The following is a 15,081-nucleotide window of genomic DNA, read 5'->3' on the forward strand; positions in this document are numbered from 1 at the left end:
TTCTCCAAACTGACTGAACTATCCGGCCAACAGGGTTAACGCGTTCTTAACACAGGTCGGTTTTCATGCCCGGATTTGTTCGTTCCGGCCCATCGAAACGGCATTTTCACCGCTTCGCGCATCCACCTTTTTCCTTGGCCAGACGACCTCGACGATGGCGCCGATATGGTTGTCGTGTTGTTCCCGCGCGGCATATGGATCTGCGCCATTGGTAAAGGTCAGTTCGGCGCCCGACCGTTCGAGCAACGTTTTGGCGATGAACAGTCCCAGACCCATTCCTTCATACTCGGGTCGTTGGGTACGTTCTGTGGATGACTTGCGGCGACGGACAAAGGGGTCGCCGATGCGACCTAGAAGCTGCGGAGGGAAACCCCGGCCATCATCCATGATACGGATCGTGATTTGCGTGTTGGTCCAGTGCGCTTCGATCCACACGGTCGAGCGTGCGAAGTCGACGGCGTTCTGAACAAGGTTCCGCAGCCCATGGATGATTTCGGGCTGACGCAAGATCGCAGGTTGGTCGATTTCATCGCCCGCATCTGGGTCGTGTGTGTATTGCACCAGCTTTCCGCGGTGGGTGTGCGGCTCCGCGGCTTCTTGCACGACCGTCATTAACGGGGCCTGGCGCAGGTGAAGGTCATCTTTTCCGGCACGACCCATGTCACGTAGAATGTCGCGGCAGCGGTCGGCCTGCTGGCGGATCAGTGCGGCGTCTTCTTTCAGTTCCGGGCGATCGTCCAATTCTTCAATCAATTCGGCGCTGGTCAGCTTGATCGTGGCCAAAGGGGTTCCCAACTCGTGAGCGGCGGCGGCCACCACGCCGCCCAAGTCGGTCAATTTCTGTTCACGCGACAGGGCCAACTGTGTGGCGGACAGGGCATCCGACATGGAATGGATTTCCGACGTGACACGGCGGGAATACAGGCCGATGAAACAGATCGCGATCACAAGTGCGATCCAGTTTCCAAATACGAACAGATCCGGAATGCGAAGGATGAATCCATCCTGCGTTCGCAATGGCAGGTGATAGTCCGACAAGATGGTCACAATAACGATGGCGGTGGCCCCGACCAGCAGGGTTGACCGAGTTGTCAAAACGGCAGCCGAAATGGTGACGGGCCCCAAAAGCAGTAACGCAAACGGATTGTTCAACCCCCCGGTCAGGAACAGCAGGAAGCCAAGCTGCAGCACGTCGAACAGGACCATAAGCAGGTTCTGAAACTCGTTGAGGCGCTTGTTTTCGGGAAAGATGAAGATCGCGATCAGGTTGCCAATTACAGACACGCCAACGGCTAGATAACAGAGGCCCAGCTCGAGCTGTAGGCCGTACAGCCGCTGCGCAACCGTCAGCGCCACGAGCTGTCCGACAATCGCAACCCAGCGCAGCAGGATCATTGTGCGCAGACGAATCCAGTTTGATCGTTGCTGCCCGGTCAGCAGGCCAATGTCAGGTTGCGCCATTGTGTCACTTCTTCGTTTCTTGAACTCGCGCCCGGGATTGATAGCTAAGGACTACCCCAACCCGGAGGCCGAATATGACCCGCATCATCGCACCCGTCGCTGCCATTGTCGCTGCCCTTTTTATGGCGGGGCTTTGGTGGGTCAGCCAGTCAGGTGGCGAGGAGACTGCATTTGCTCAATGCAATGCGACCCAGGTCGCGGGTGACGGTAACGGAATTGGCGGTCCGTTTGAACTGGTCAACGCGGAAGGGCAAACCGTGACGGATCACGATGTGATCACGGAACCGACCCTAATCTATTTCGGCTACACGTTCTGTCCGGATGTTTGTCCACTGGATACCGCCCGCAATGCCGAAGCGGTGGACGTACTGGCCGAACGCGGCATGTCGGTGACACCCGTTTTCATCACGGTTGATCCCGAACGGGACACGCCGGAGATTGTCGGCGATTTTGCCTATAACTTGCATGAGAAGATGATTGGCCTGACGGGATCACTGGAACAAACCGATGCCGCCAGCAAAACATACCGAACATATTACAAGGCGCATGATAAATCAGACGAGTTCTACCTCGTGGATCATTCGACGTTCACTTATCTTGTGCTGCCCCAGCACGGTTTTGTAGAGTTTTTTCGCCGTGACATAAGCGCCGACGCAATGGCTGATCGCGTCGCGTGCTTCGTTGAAAACGCCTGATTTTCCGGAATAATTTGACCCCATGAGTTGCACGGGCCATATTCCACTCCAGCCAGAAAAATAAGCGGGAACTGGAGAATTTGATGCCGGATGCAGCACTGCCGGACCTGGGCGAGGACAAATCGCTCTTACTGGTTGATGACGACGAACCGTTTTTGCGGCGTCTGGCCAAGGCCATGGAAAAGCGCGGTTTCGAAATTGAGACCGCAGACAGTGTGACAGCAGGTAAGGCTATCGCGACGGCGCGCCCACCTGCATACGCGGTCGTTGACCTTCGGTTGGAGGATGGCAACGGGCTCGACGTGGTGGAAGTGCTGCGTGACAAACGGCCTGATGCGCGGGTTGTCGTGCTGACCGGCTATGGCGCCATTGCCACGGCGGTTGCAGCGGTCAAGATCGGTGCGACCGACTACCTGTCAAAGCCTGCGGATGCGACGGACATCACCAATGCGCTTTTGGCCAAGGGCGATGACCTACCACCCCCACCGGAGAACCCGATGAGCGCGGATCGCGTGCGGTGGGAACATATCCAACGTGTCTATGAATTGTGTGATCGCAACGTGTCGGAGACGGCGCGACGCCTGAACATGCACCGGCGGACGTTGCAACGCATCTTGGCAAAACGTTCGCCTCGTTGAGGTGTTGGACTGGGGGTTTTCCACCCCCAGACCCCCGAGGATTTTTTTGAAACAGGGAAGGATTGGACGGTGCGTTTTGCGCTGGGCCACAGGTTTTTATTTTTAAAATTTGAGGCAATGTTCCGGCCTGTCACCCCCCGTGCACCATGTGTGCAGCCCCCGTACACCCCCACCGTAGAGGTGGGGTAACGAAGCGTTAAGAGATTTAGAGGTCGTAGCGCTTGAGAATCTTGTCCACGATATGGCCGTCTGCCATCTCGTACCCATCGATCCGGCCGTAGTCTTGGAACCCGCGGGACTGGTAGTAGATTAGCCCGCCTTCATTGTCGGCGCGGATATTTGCGTTGATCCAGACATAGCCAATGTCTTTGGCCGCCTTGCGCGTCGCGTCGAACAATTTCGACCCGATGCCGAGACCCGTTTGACCCATCTGCACAAAGGTAGCGATTTCGGCGGCTTCCGGTGGGAGGTAGTTGGCGCTTTCGATCCATTGGAAGCCCACGACCTGTTCGGATTCATTTACAGCCACATGCCACGCCGCGCGCCCGTCATTTGCTGCCATCCAATCAGCTAGATCGTCGCCAGATACCTTGGCTGTTAGGGCGGTTGTGCCGCCTTGTTCGATGATAGCGTTGAGGAGCGCGGCCATGGAAGGCGCATCAAGGGCGATGGCAGGGCGAACATTGATCATAAGCAACTCTCAAGCAGTTCTGTGTGGCGTGTGGTGAACGCGTTTCGGGTGTCCACCGGTGGGCGCAGAACAATTTGTAGCCCATCGATCAGAGTCTGATCCGGTTTGCCAAAAAACTTGCTCGCCTCGGTCTCAGTAAACCCGGCGATCTGCGTCGCCTCCATCCAAGCACTGATCCTGTCGGCCTTCTTGATCTGTCGTTTGATTGTCTGTGGCACCTTTGCGGGCAGACCGAACCGGATATGCACCGCCGCTTCCAACCGTTCATCAAGCACTTTGTACCCCGGACCAACCGAGGTTTTCACGGGCGAGATCATGTCGCCGATCACGTATTCGGGCGCATCATGCAAAAGTGCGGCCAAGCGCCACTTGGCAGGCGCATTGGGCGATATCCGACCAAAAAGCGTCTCTACCAAAAGGGAATGCTCGGCCACGGAATACGCATAGTCCCCCGCCGTTTGCCCATTCCAACGTGCGACAAAGGCGAGGCCATGGGCGATATCCTCGATCTCGATATCCATGGGGGTTGGGTCCAGCAGGTCCAGCCTGCGGCCCGACAGCATGCGCTGCCAAGCACGGGGTTGTTTGGGCATATCTTTCTCCGGTGTCGTCCCGTCCTAACGCAGGTACAGGCCGTGCGAAAGCTTTGGTCGGTTTGAAAGCTCGACACGGTTCCATTGCCATATATCGCAACCTTCGAACGCGCGATTGCCCCTGTCGGGGGTGAGTGCTATCTGCGGTCCAACCCTATTTGTGAAGGACAAGACACATGTCGCAGGACTACATTGTTAAAGACATTGCCCTGGCCGAGTTTGGCCGCAAGGAACTGGACATCGCCGAAACGGAAATGCCTGGCCTGATGGCATGCCGCGCTGAGTATGGCGAAAGCAAGCCACTGGCCGGTGCCCGCATCGTTGGATCGCTGCATATGACGATCCAGACCGCTGTTCTGATCGAAACACTGGTTGAACTGGGTGCCGATGTGCGCTGGGCATCCTGCAACATCTTTTCGACGCAGGACCACGCGGCAGCGGCCATTGCGGCGAGCGGGGTTCCGGTCTTTGCGATCAAGGGTCAATCGCTGGAGGAGCATTGGGATTACCTAGACAAGTCGTTCCAGTTCGCTGATGGCCCAAACATGATTCTGGACGATGGCGGCGACGCGACCCTTTACGTCCTGCTGGGTGCACGCGCCGAAGCGGGCGAAGACATCATTCCCGTGCCAACCTCGGAAGAGGAAGAAGTGATCAAGCAGCAGATCGCCAAGCGGATGACGCAAAGCCCCGGCTGGTTCACCAAGATGCGCGATCAGATCAAGGGCGTCTCGGAAGAGACAACAACCGGTGTGAACCGTCTGTACCAGTTGGTGCGTGACGGGCAGTTGCCCTTCCCCGCGATCAACGTGAATGACAGCGTCACCAAGTCGAAATTCGACAACAAATATGGCTGCAAGGAATCGCTGGTCGACGGCATTCGCCGCGCGACGGACACCATGATGGCTGGCAAGACCGCCGTGGTGATGGGTTATGGCGATGTTGGCAAAGGGTCAGCCGCGTCACTGGCTGGTGCCGGTGCTCGCGTGATCGTGACCGAGGTTGACCCGATCTGCGCCCTGCAGGCGGCCATGGACGGCTTCCAGGTCACGACACTGGAAGACGTTGTGGCGAGCGCCGATATTTTTGTCACCACCACCGGCAACAAGGACGTGATCCGCATTGAGCATATGCGCGAGATGAAGGACATGGCTATCGTCGGCAACATCGGCCACTTCGACAATGAAATTCAGGTGGCGAGCCTGAAGAACCACAAGTGGACCAATATCAAGGAACAAGTGGATATGATCGAGATGCCGAACGGGCATCGCATCATCCTTCTATCCGAAGGTCGTCTGCTGAACCTTGGCAATGCGACGGGCCACCCGTCTTTTGTCATGTCGGCATCCTTCACCAACCAGGTGCTGGCGCAGATCGAACTGTGGGCCAAGGGCGACGAGTACAAGAATGAAGTATACATCCTGCCCAAGCATCTGGACGAGAAAGTGGCCCGTCTGCACCTGGACCGGATCGGTGTGAAGTTGACGCAAATGGACCCTGAACAGGCAGCCTATATCGGCGTTGCACCCGAGGGTCCGTTCAAGCCCGAGCACTATCGCTACTGACGAAAAAGGGCGGGGATTGCCCCGCCCAATTGCTTGCAAAGGGGTCGCGCTATGCGCGGCCCTTTTTAGTTGTTGTCCAGCGCGTTGCCGACGCCGACGATCGATCCAATCAGACCAAATACAGTCCGGATCGAAGTCACTGAGCTTTCGGTGGCCATGACAAGGTCGCCGGGGTTCACGTTGAACTTGCGCGCGGCAAAGAGTGAGTCGGCCGAGGTGAGGTCAACCGCGAACACCACCTGTGTTTTCTCCGGGCCTGAGCCGTCGGTCCGCAGATCCTTGGACGCATAGTCCCGCAGGATCAGCACGCCTCTGGGATTTGCGCGTCCGGCATCGATGCCGTCGACAAGCGCCAGTGCTTCGATTGCGTTGATGCGTTCCTTGGTGAACGGCACAATACTTTCGGACCCTGTTGCGCCCAGCGCCACGAAATACCGCCCGTCCTCTTCCACGATAATCTGATCACCACCGCGCAGGATCACATTTGCTGAGGGCCTCTCAAGCAAGTCGCCGACGCGGATTTCATAGGATTTCCCATCGCGGATGACCCGCACCAGCGGATTCTCCAAGTCTGCAGAGATACCGCCGGCTGCCGAGATCAGGCTGAGGATAGAATAGTTGCGATTGGGCAGAGGGTAATTACCGGGTGCATTGAAGCCACGTACCGCGTCGACCGAGTTGTCCGGACCGGACACGACAGTAAGCTGTACCTGTGGATCGGGGATCACCACACGTAACTTGTCCTCAATCTGGCGGCGGGCCGTGTCGGGGGTCGAACCGGCCACATTCACTTGATCAATATAGGGAACAAAGATCATCCCATCTGGTGAAACGGTGATGCCTGGCAGCTCGACATTCTGCTGAACGTCGCTGGTCAGAAGCGAGTTTTCCTGGTTGTCCCAGACCACGAGGTCAATCGTGTCACCTGCCCGAATGATGTTGGACTTTGGACCGGGGTCGCGGCTGAACCAATGGTAGTGCCCTGCCCAACCGGTTGCGGGCCACTTGGCCAGTTGCGCCACGTTGTCCTGCCCGATGGGCACGACGGAAAACACCGCTTCTTCATTGTTCTGGTTGCGGATAATCTCGCTTTGGACGGCTGCACCGCGGGGCAGTGTACAGGCGGAAACCGCCGCAATAATAAACAAAGACGCTAAAAAGCGAATTGGATGTCGCACAATATGTCCCCCTGGGCCGACTACGGCAGCGTATTCAGAGCACGTTTAGCCGGAAACATCGGCGGAACACAAAAGAATCTCCGCCACGGGCGGTCAATTGCCGAAGGCGTTGCCCAACCACAATAGGCGCACACACCAGATCATGTGTTTTGAGTGGCGGGATTGCCTAAATCCTCTACCTCAATCACATTTCCATCATCAACGACGGTGACTGCATCGTCTGATTTTTTAGCAGGCGCGCCAACCAGAAGGGGCAGCATTTCGGTCCCGCCAGGCAAGCTGAGTTCGGCGTTCGGTGGCCGTTTCCAGGTCAGCGTATCGAAGGCGCTGCAATTGCCGCATGTGGGTGCCCATTCGCTGTGGATGTTGTGGCAGTTGTCGCACACCCATTGTGGTCCGCGTGGTGCTGTCAATGCACGTGCAAGCCAGCCCTGTACAACGGCATCCGTCGCCCCCTCGCCCCGTTCAATGGCGGCCATGAGCGTCAATGATCGCGTGGTTGGATCGCTTTCGGCCAGATCGCCAAGCGCGCGCCGCGCTGCAGGAAAATCCTCCGCCGCGATGTTCAGTTCACTCAGCAGCATGCGCGCCTCGGGGTGATCGGCGTTGGACTTGGTCAGAGCGGCAAACCGTTTCAGGCGCGCTGCTGTGTCCTCGTCTGGCTCAACCTCGGCAAACGCCGCGGCAAGGTCTGGATGTGGCTGGGCATTCCACGCCTTTTTCAGGATACGCGTGGCGTATCGCTTCTGACCTTTTTCGATATACCCACGTGCGGCCATAACGGCTGCCGGGATCAGGTCAGGCGACAGGCGGTTGGCTTCGATTGCCGCTTCGCGCGCTTCTATTGTTTCGTCCTGATCCAGGACTTTCCTGGCTTCGCTCAGGGCCAGCACGGCATCACGTCGCTTGTGCACATCGCGGGGCAAAGATCCGTGTTTCAGCTTGGCGCTTAGGGTTTCGCGTGCGCCTTTCCAATCCTCTTTGTCCGCCTGAAGCTTGAGCAGGATGTCCTGCGTCTCTTCGTGTTTGGGTTTGATGGCAAATGCCTTTTCCGCCAGCTTGAGCGCTGTTTCGGTGTCCCCATCGGCCAGCTTCTGCTTCATGATCCCGCGCACGCCGACAAAGCGGGTCGCGTCGTTTGCCACCAGCTTCCGGTAGGTTTCTTCGGCTTTCTTCCGATCCCCAGCCATTTCGGCGGCTTGTGCGGTCAGCAGGCTGGTGAGTTCGGGACGGTCGAGGTAACGATCCGCCTTTTCCGCCTTGGCCAGCGCTGTGCGGGCTTCGCCCGAGGCCAGCGCCATCATGCCCTCGGCCAGTGCATCATAGCCTTTCGCGTATTTGCGCCGTTCGAAGTAGCGGGACAGGGCGGTGTCATCGCCATTCAGGAAATGCCACGTGGCGATCAGCAGACCCAGCAGCTTTAGCCCGATCCAGACAGCGATCACAAGTGCCACGAGTGCGATGACCGATTGCAGCGGCCCCAGCGTATATTCCTTGCCCGCGACAACGATTTGTATGCCGCCTTCTGTTTCCAGAAGCCATCCGGCGCCAAGCGCGAGGGCGGCAACCGCAACAACAAAAATAATGATTTTTACCAATGACCAGATCATGAAAGGCCCCTTCAGAGTGCCGACAGGCGTTGCGCCAATGCGTTTGCGGCGGTGACCGCCTCGTGACGCTGTTGCGCCTGTTCCAACCAAGGCGCCAGCGCCTCTTGTGCCGCCTCGGGCAATGTTTCGGCTTCGGCCAGTGCGTCGCTCAAACGGCCATCGCGCACAGCGGCTTCTACGCGCGACAGGACGGCATCCGGGTCTGATCCTTCCGTCGGCAGAATCGACCGAGTGCCCAGCTGACGCTCAAAGAAGGCGCCCAGTCCGCCACCCTCTTCTGCAGCGCGGGCGGCGGCCAGCGCGTCGCGGGCCGCGTCAGGCGCAGATGCCTGCAAATCTGACAGTGGCTGCACTCCGTCGGCGGCCGCGGCACGCAGAGCGTCGGGAATGTCAGATACCCCTGCCTGCTCAAGATCGCCAAGCGCGGCAGCAAATGGTCCACCATTGTCGACCGCAGCAAGGACCCGATTGATGGCGGCACGCGCCAGTGTCGCGCTTGCAGACGCTTCGGCGTTTTCACTGGCCAGCCGTGCATCGGCCAGAAGCCTGTCGATTTCATCCTGTTGGGCGGATGCCGTGGCGCGCAGGTCGGACAGGGCGGCGTCGATTGCCTCATCAGGCACGATGGTCGCTGTGCCCGATTGCGACCCAAGGCCGTCGATGCGGTCGGACAAGGCAGTAATTTGCTGTTCCAGCGGTCCAAGGTCCACTGGCGCGTCTGCTTGTGACAGGGTTTCGACCTGAGCCGTCAGCGTTGCAATCTGTTCGGTTGATTGATCAAGGCGGGCAGTCAGGTCTGCGACTGTTCCGGTGAGTTGCTCAACCAATTCGGGGTCCGCGCCAGCCTGTGTGGCGAGGCCGGGGAAGATTGGTTCGAGGATATCGGACCGGGCCGCGATAAAGCCCGCCAATGCAGCGATGATCCCGGCAAAGATCATGGGCACGACGCTCCGCCGTTCAGGCGCAGGTTGCGGCACCGGGTTTGGTGCAACACTTTCTGGCTCTGGCTCTGGCTCTGGCTCTGGCTCTGGCTCTGGCTCTGGCTCAGCTTCGATTTCGTCCACAGGCTCCGCGCTCACCACTTCCTCATCAACCCGCGCGTCTTCCGTCAGTGCAAGTGCATCGGGTGTTTCGGCAACCTTATCCTGCGCTGCATCCGCCGCGTCCTGCGCAGAGATTTCTACGTCTGGAGTGTCGGGCGCTTCGGCCTTGGGGTCGTCTTGTTGGCCCTTCTCCGGAAATTTGCGTTTGGCCAAGGAATTCCCCTTCCGATTCTTCTGTGCGGTTTCTGCACCGCATCAAACTCTACCCTGCGCCCCCGCGCCCCTCAACCCGCACAGATGGCCTGTCGGATCGCTTCATACATGGCCGTGGCGTCAGGTCGCACCGCAACGCTGTCAACCCGGATGGGTTCTGCTGCCGTTGCAACCGCATCACTGAAGACGACCACATGCATGGATGTGGCGCGCGGCGCCTGCTTGGCAAATTGCATGGCGGTGCGGGGCGAAAAAAGGGGAACGATGGTCAACTCTTCCCGCATAAGCGCCTCATGGGCAGCGGCTGACAATAATTGCGGCACTTGGTCGTACACGATACAGTCGCGCACCTGCTGTCCTGCGGACCGCAAGCGGGTGACAACATCCCCACGCGTATGCTGCCCGCGGATGTGCACCAAATGGCGTGTCATGGGGGTGTCGGTCAGCGTTGCCACCAGCTCATCCGCCGTCTGACCTGCCAACTGCGCAGACCAACCATGTTGCTTTGCTCGCTCGGTCGTTGCAGTGCCGATGCAATAGGCCATGCGCCCGGAACCTGCAGGCGCATGAATAACGCCGTTGGAAGACGTGAAGATGGCGGCTTCATCAGCCTCGATTGCCTGACTGTCGGCAACCGGCACAATCGTTAACAGCGGACTAAACAACGGACTGACCTGCGCCTTCAGATCATCGGGCATCTTTGCCATAAACCGCTCGGCTGCTGCGCGCGGTCGGGTCATCAGCAAGGTGACCGGTAGGTGAGATGCATTGTTTGCCACGGCTTATGCTGTTACCCCGCACGCGCCTTTGGTGCAACGGATGTGTCATGACGCAGGTAGCGACAGTTCTGGGAATTGAAAGCAGTTGCGACGACACCGCAGCGGCTGTCGTGCGCGGTGTGCCCGGGAACATGGAGGTGCTGTCATCGGTGGTCTTTGGCCAGGCCGACCTGCATTCCGATTTCGGCGGTGTTGTGCCCGAGATTGCCGCCCGTGCCCATGCCGAGCGCTTGGATGTGAGTGTGGCGCAGGCTTTGGAGCAGGCCGGTATCGGGCTGTGCGACATTGATGCCATTGCGGCCACCTGCGGTCCGGGCCTGATCGGTGGCGTGGTCGCAGGCGTGATGACGGCCAAGGGGTTGTCGGCGGCCACGGGCAAACCGCTTTACGGCATCAACCATCTTGCCGGGCACGCACTGACGCCTCGCTTGTCTTCGGGTATCGCCTTTCCTTACCTGATGCTGCTGGTGTCGGGCGGGCATTGCCAGTTCCTGATTGCGCGCGGACCGGATGATTTCAAGCGGTTGGGCGGCACCATTGATGACGCCCCGGGCGAGGCCTTCGACAAGGTGGCGCGATTGATTGGATTGGGCCAACCCGGCGGTCCCGCGATTGAAAAAATTGCGCAGGATGGGGATGCCAAGCGCTTTGCCTTTCCTCGGCCCCTGTCGAACAAGCCCGGCTGCGATTTGAGCTTTTCCGGTCTCAAGACAGCGGTGTTGCGCGCGCGCGATGATATTATGGCCGAACAGGGCGGTCTGACGGTGCGGGATCAGGCGGATTTGGCGGCTTCGTTTCAGGCGGCGGTGACGGACAGTCTGGCAGGCAAGGCCAAGCGCGCACTAGAGTCTTATCTTGATCTTGCACCGGCCACACCGACCTTCTGTGTGGCGGGCGGGGTCGCGGCAAACATGACCATTCGCACTGTGTTAGAGACTGTTTGTGCCAATTCGGACGTGGCTTTCGACGCACCGCCCCTGGCGTTGTGCACAGACAATGCAGCGATGATTGCCGCCGCGGGGATTGAACAGATGCGGTTGCGTGCACCGGACGGGATGGACCTTTCGGCGCGTCCGCGTATGCCGCTTGATACCAAGAGTACGGCCATGCTGGGATCGGGCAAGAAAGGGGCCAAGGCATGAGCGTTGCCGTTGTCGGCGCCGGTGCCTTTGGTACGGCACTGGCCGTGGCCCTCGCGCCGCATCAGGCTGTTACGCTGTGGGCAAGAGACGCCGGTCACGCGAGTGATATGCAGGCAAACCGTAGGAATGACCGTCGGTTGCCTGGTGTCGATTTGCCAGACAATATTACAATTTCCTCCAAGTTAGAGACTGCTTTGGCCTGTGACACGCTGTTGTTCGCGGTACCAATGCAAAGCTTGCGCCATCTGATTGAACACCGGGACCTGTCGCATCGCGATGCGGTGGCCTGTTGTAAAGGGATTGAGGTGGCGACTGGCCTTGGACCCTCTGCCATCCTATCCAGCGCACGCAACGCTGCGGTCCTGAGTGGCCCCAGCTTTGCCGTCGATATTGCGCGCGGCTTACCCACTGCGCTGACGCTGGCCTGCGAAAACCCTGAAGCCGCCCGCGCGTTACAAGATGTGTTGGCGACCCCGATGTTGCGCTTGTATCGAACGACGGATGTGACCGGCGTTGAATTGGGTGGAGCACTCAAGAATGTGATCGCCATCGGGTGTGGTGCGGTGATGGGCGCGGGGCTTGGCGATAGCGCGCGGGCGGCGCTTTTGACGCGGGGCTTTGCCGAGATGCAACGCGTGGCGATGGCCCTTGGCGCGCAACCCGAAACCTTGATGGGGCTTAGTGGTTTGGGTGATCTGACACTGACCTGCACCTCGGATAAGTCGCGCAACTACCGTCTGGGGCTTGCCCTTGGCGCGGGAACGGAATTTGATGCGGCGACAACGGTCGAGGGGGCCGCGACCGCCCGCGCATTGCGGCAGGTGGCGACCAAACATGCCCTCGATCTGCCGATTTGTGACACCGTGGCGGATCTGGTGGATGGCGTGGTGGACGTGCCCGGTGCCATGACCCGCCTGATGGCCCGCCCTTTGAAGGAGGAATGATATGCTTTTTGCCCTGATGGCCCATGACAAGGAGGGCGCGCTGGACGTGCGGATGGAGAACCGTCCTGCCCATCTTGACTACCTCGACAGCACAGGCGTTGTGAAACAGGCGGGGCCGTTTCTGGATACGGAGGGCAATCCGTGCGGGTCATTAATCGTGTTGGATGTGGCAGATGCGGGCGCAGCGCAGGCATGGGCCGACAATGACCCTTATGCCAAGGCGGGCCTGTTTCAGGACGTGCAGATCAAGGCATGGAAACAGGTGATCGGGGCATGAGGTACTGGTTGTTCAAATCCGAACCCTCGACCTGGAGCTGGGATCAACAGGTTGCCAAGGGTGATGAAGGCGAAGAATGGGATGGCGTGCGCAACTACCAGGCGCGCAATTTCATGCGCGAGATGAAGGTAGGCGACCGTGGCTTCTTCTACCACTCGCAGACGGAAAAGGCGGTGGTCGGCATCGTCGAAGTGATCGCTGAAGCGCATCCGGATAGCACCATTGATGACCCGCGGTGGGAATGCGTGGACATCAAGGCGATTGGCCCCGTGCAAACCCCCGTGACGCTCGAAATGGTGAAAGCTGATCCGCGTCTGGCCGAGATGGCGCTGGTCCGTAGTTCGCGCCTGTCTGTGCAACCCGTGACCGATGCAGAATGGGCCGTGGTTTGCGAGATGGCTGGTGTGAGTACCTAAACGCTTTGGAATTTTCCCATCCTCTGGCAGGCTAGAGGCACAAATAGCCGAAAGTGGAGGGAAACATGGGATTTTTGGCAGTTTTGGTGGCGGGTATCGCTGGATTCATGGTTGGCGCAATCTGGTACACGGTGTTGGCCAAACCGTGGATGGCGGCATCTGGTGTGGCGCTGAATGAAGCAGGTGATGCGCCAGCCAATCAGAAAGACCCGCTGCCCTATATCACGAGCATTGTGGGTGCGATTTTGGTCGCAGGAATGATGCGCCACGTGTTTGTGCTGAGCGGGATCGACAGCTTTGGTGAGGGGCTGGTTTCAGGCTTTGGTGTTGGGCTGTTCCTGGTGACGCCATGGATCGCGACGTTCTACGCCTTTGGCGCGCGGCCCTTTCGGTTGACGCTGATCGACGGCGGATATGCCACATTTGGCTGTACCGTGATCGGTGCCGTCTTGACGCTACTCTAAGAAAAAAGGGTTCTGACCCGGAATGGTCAGAACCCTTCTTCACCCCGGCGGACACTCCCAAGAGCCACCACAAGTAAACTGAATATCGGGTCTGACCTTCTGGTCGGATGTCTCAATAATTAGCAGATCGGATTGGCAATCTCAAATCCATAGTACGTGACATTCGATCCAAAAAAGAAACACCCGCTTAAGGCGGGTGTCCCTTTGATTAATGCCGTGTCCTTGGTGTTAACCGTAGGCGGATTCTTTACCAAAGTGCTTGGTCAGCATGTAGTAGACCACCGCACGATACTTGTTCCGTTCGGATTTGCCGTAGGTTTCAATGACCGACGCAATTGCCTCGTCCAGCTTGGGACCATCGGCAAGGCCCAGCTTCTTGATCAGGAAGTTGTTCTTCACTGTTTCCAGCTCATCCGGCTGGCTGGCCGCAACGGTGGACGCATCGGCATTGTAGATCGATGGGCCGCAGCCAATTGTGACTTTCGTCAGCAGATCCATGTCTGGGGTCATGCCACATTTATTCTTCAGATCGTCTGCATATTGCGCGATCAACTCGTCCCTTTTGCCCATATCTTGTCTCCCACCAGTTGGACTTGGTCACCATGTGTGACCTTGGACGGGAGGTTAGTGCAGCAAGGGTGCCAAAACAAAGGAAAAAGTTCATATGTTTTTCCCCGTCAAAAGATCGCCGATCTATGAATCAGTGGCGATTGATCTTGATCTCGGGTTTGCTGGTGGACGGGCCTTCTGAATTGGTGGATCCGTCATCATTTCTGGCGCCGCCCATGTCATCGAAAGAGAAGGTGAACCCTCGTACATAGAATGACCGCGGTTCTGTCATGGATATGGTGCGTTCGACCCATTCCGGGGAAAAGGCGGTTGCCCATACATTGGGATAGGCATGGACCAGATTGTGCATGCACGTCAAAGCGATCCAGATACCTGCTGTTTTGGCGGCCAGGTGTTCCTTGGCCGTCAGATGCAGGGCGGACCGCAAGACAAAGGCAATTGCGAGGGCCAGCCCCCCGTCCATGATCATTGTCAGGTCGGCATCAGCGTTCGGGTCTGGTGCGCCGTTTGCGTGGAACATCGCGTAGCGGGACAGCACCACGGTAAAGACGCCAACAACCAACGCGCCGACAATGGATCCCGGATAGACAAGGTTGCGCGCCCAATCCGGTACCCGACCACGCGCAGCCTTGGCCGAAGCGCTCTGGCGCGCCTCGTGCTCTGCGTGGGTTTCGTTCAGACGGGCAAGCCGCGCCGCAAATACGTCATGTCCCTGTGCCATGAAAAGCCTCTAGTCAAATCAATAGCTTCTATCCTGACGCGAATTGGCGGCAGAAATGGGGCAGGTTAACGAAACAAGAAT

Annotated in this window: 17 protein-coding genes; 8 read left to right on the forward strand and 9 right to left on the reverse strand. The window is 58.5% G+C overall.

The window, feature by feature from the left end:
• Positions 1-63 precede the first annotated feature (63 nt).
• Positions 64-1,461, reverse strand: coding sequence for a sensor histidine kinase RegB (gene regB, locus AC53L6_RS04225; RefSeq protein WP_299700547.1), 1,398 nt, complete (start codon positions 1,459-1,461; stop codon positions 64-66).
• Positions 1,462-1,535: 74 nt separating this feature from the next.
• Between regB and AC53L6_RS04230 the strand changes: the two genes are divergently transcribed.
• Both AC53L6_RS04230 and AC53L6_RS04235 read left to right on the forward strand, forming a co-directional pair.
• A complete protein-coding gene (locus AC53L6_RS04230) occupies positions 1,536-2,156 on the forward strand; it encodes an SCO family protein (RefSeq protein ID WP_496906904.1) in 621 nt (206 codons plus the stop codon).
• 83 nt (positions 2,157-2,239) lie between these two features.
• Positions 2,240-2,794, forward strand: coding sequence for an ActR/PrrA/RegA family redox response regulator transcription factor (locus tag AC53L6_RS04235; RefSeq protein WP_299203398.1), 555 nt, complete (start codon positions 2,240-2,242; stop codon positions 2,792-2,794).
• 205 nt (positions 2,795-2,999) lie between these two features.
• On the opposite strand, the gene AC53L6_RS04240 is transcribed toward AC53L6_RS04235, so the two are convergent.
• A complete protein-coding gene (locus AC53L6_RS04240) occupies positions 3,000-3,485 on the reverse strand; it encodes a GNAT family N-acetyltransferase (RefSeq protein ID WP_299746611.1) in 486 nt (161 codons plus the stop codon).
• Complete coding sequence (locus AC53L6_RS04245) at positions 3,482-4,078, reverse strand: HD domain-containing protein (RefSeq protein WP_299203402.1); 597 nt, start codon at positions 4,076-4,078, stop codon at positions 3,482-3,484. Before AC53L6_RS04245 ends, AC53L6_RS04240 begins: the two co-directional genes overlap by 4 nt.
• Before the next feature lie 176 nt (positions 4,079-4,254).
• On the opposite strand from AC53L6_RS04245, the gene ahcY reads away from it, so the two are divergent.
• Entirely contained in the window at positions 4,255-5,643 is a 1,389-nt protein-coding gene (gene ahcY / locus AC53L6_RS04250; RefSeq protein WP_496906905.1) for an adenosylhomocysteinase, read from the forward strand.
• 65 nt (positions 5,644-5,708) lie between these two features.
• Here ahcY and AC53L6_RS04255 read toward each other — a convergent pair whose 3' ends face one another.
• The 4 genes from AC53L6_RS04255 to AC53L6_RS04270 all read right to left on the reverse strand — a co-directional run bounded on the left by AC53L6_RS04255 (position 5,709) and on the right by AC53L6_RS04270 (position 10,427).
• Entirely contained in the window at positions 5,709-6,791 is a 1,083-nt protein-coding gene (locus tag AC53L6_RS04255; protein ID WP_496906906.1) for a polysaccharide biosynthesis/export family protein, read from the reverse strand.
• 170 nt (positions 6,792-6,961) lie between these two features.
• Positions 6,962-8,431, reverse strand: coding sequence for a heme biosynthesis protein HemY (locus AC53L6_RS04260; protein ID WP_496906907.1), 1,470 nt, complete (start codon positions 8,429-8,431; stop codon positions 6,962-6,964).
• Between the two features lie 11 nt (positions 8,432-8,442).
• Entirely contained in the window at positions 8,443-9,687 is a 1,245-nt protein-coding gene (locus tag AC53L6_RS04265) for a COG4223 family protein (RefSeq protein ID WP_496906908.1), read from the reverse strand.
• 71 nt (positions 9,688-9,758) lie between these two features.
• Positions 9,759-10,427, reverse strand: coding sequence for a uroporphyrinogen-III synthase (locus AC53L6_RS04270; RefSeq protein ID WP_496906909.1), 669 nt, complete (start codon positions 10,425-10,427; stop codon positions 9,759-9,761).
• An 86-nt stretch (positions 10,428-10,513) separates the two neighbouring features.
• Between AC53L6_RS04270 and tsaD the strand changes: the two genes are divergently transcribed.
• The 5 genes from tsaD to AC53L6_RS04295 all read left to right on the forward strand — a co-directional run bounded on the left by tsaD (position 10,514) and on the right by AC53L6_RS04295 (position 13,709).
• A complete protein-coding gene (tsaD, locus tag AC53L6_RS04275; RefSeq protein WP_496906910.1) occupies positions 10,514-11,608 on the forward strand; it encodes a tRNA (adenosine(37)-N6)-threonylcarbamoyltransferase complex transferase subunit TsaD in 1,095 nt (364 codons plus the stop codon).
• Complete coding sequence (locus AC53L6_RS04280; RefSeq protein ID WP_299600849.1) at positions 11,605-12,552, forward strand: NAD(P)H-dependent glycerol-3-phosphate dehydrogenase; 948 nt, start codon at positions 11,605-11,607, stop codon at positions 12,550-12,552. Before tsaD ends, AC53L6_RS04280 begins: the two co-directional genes overlap by 4 nt.
• 1 nt (position 12,553) lies before the next feature.
• Positions 12,554-12,829: a YciI family protein gene (locus tag AC53L6_RS04285; protein ID WP_299700519.1), complete on the forward strand. Its 276-nt coding sequence runs from the start codon at positions 12,554-12,556 to the stop codon at positions 12,827-12,829.
• Positions 12,826-13,245 carry an EVE domain-containing protein gene (locus AC53L6_RS04290; protein ID WP_189367190.1) on the forward strand — a complete coding sequence of 140 codons (420 nt, stop codon included), beginning with the start codon at positions 12,826-12,828 and terminating at the stop codon, positions 13,243-13,245. The genes AC53L6_RS04285 and AC53L6_RS04290 overlap by 4 nt, the downstream gene beginning before the upstream one ends.
• 65 nt (positions 13,246-13,310) lie before the next feature.
• Positions 13,311-13,709, forward strand: a complete 399-nt coding sequence (locus tag AC53L6_RS04295; RefSeq protein WP_496906911.1) for a DUF1761 domain-containing protein — start codon at positions 13,311-13,313, stop codon at positions 13,707-13,709.
• 228 nt (positions 13,710-13,937) lie between these two features.
• Here AC53L6_RS04295 and AC53L6_RS04300 read toward each other — a convergent pair whose 3' ends face one another.
• The gene (locus AC53L6_RS04300; protein ID WP_299600857.1) at positions 13,938-14,279 is read right to left on the reverse strand and encodes a DUF2853 family protein; all 342 of its coding nucleotides are present in this window, start codon (positions 14,277-14,279) and stop codon (positions 13,938-13,940) included.
• A gap of 130 nt (positions 14,280-14,409) precedes the next feature.
• Positions 14,410-15,000: a hypothetical protein gene (locus AC53L6_RS04305; RefSeq protein WP_496906912.1), complete on the reverse strand. Its 591-nt coding sequence runs from the start codon at positions 14,998-15,000 to the stop codon at positions 14,410-14,412.
• Positions 15,001-15,081 lie beyond the last annotated feature (81 nt).

The sequence above is a fragment of the Tateyamaria sp. LSS28 genome (genome assembly GCF_059611725.1).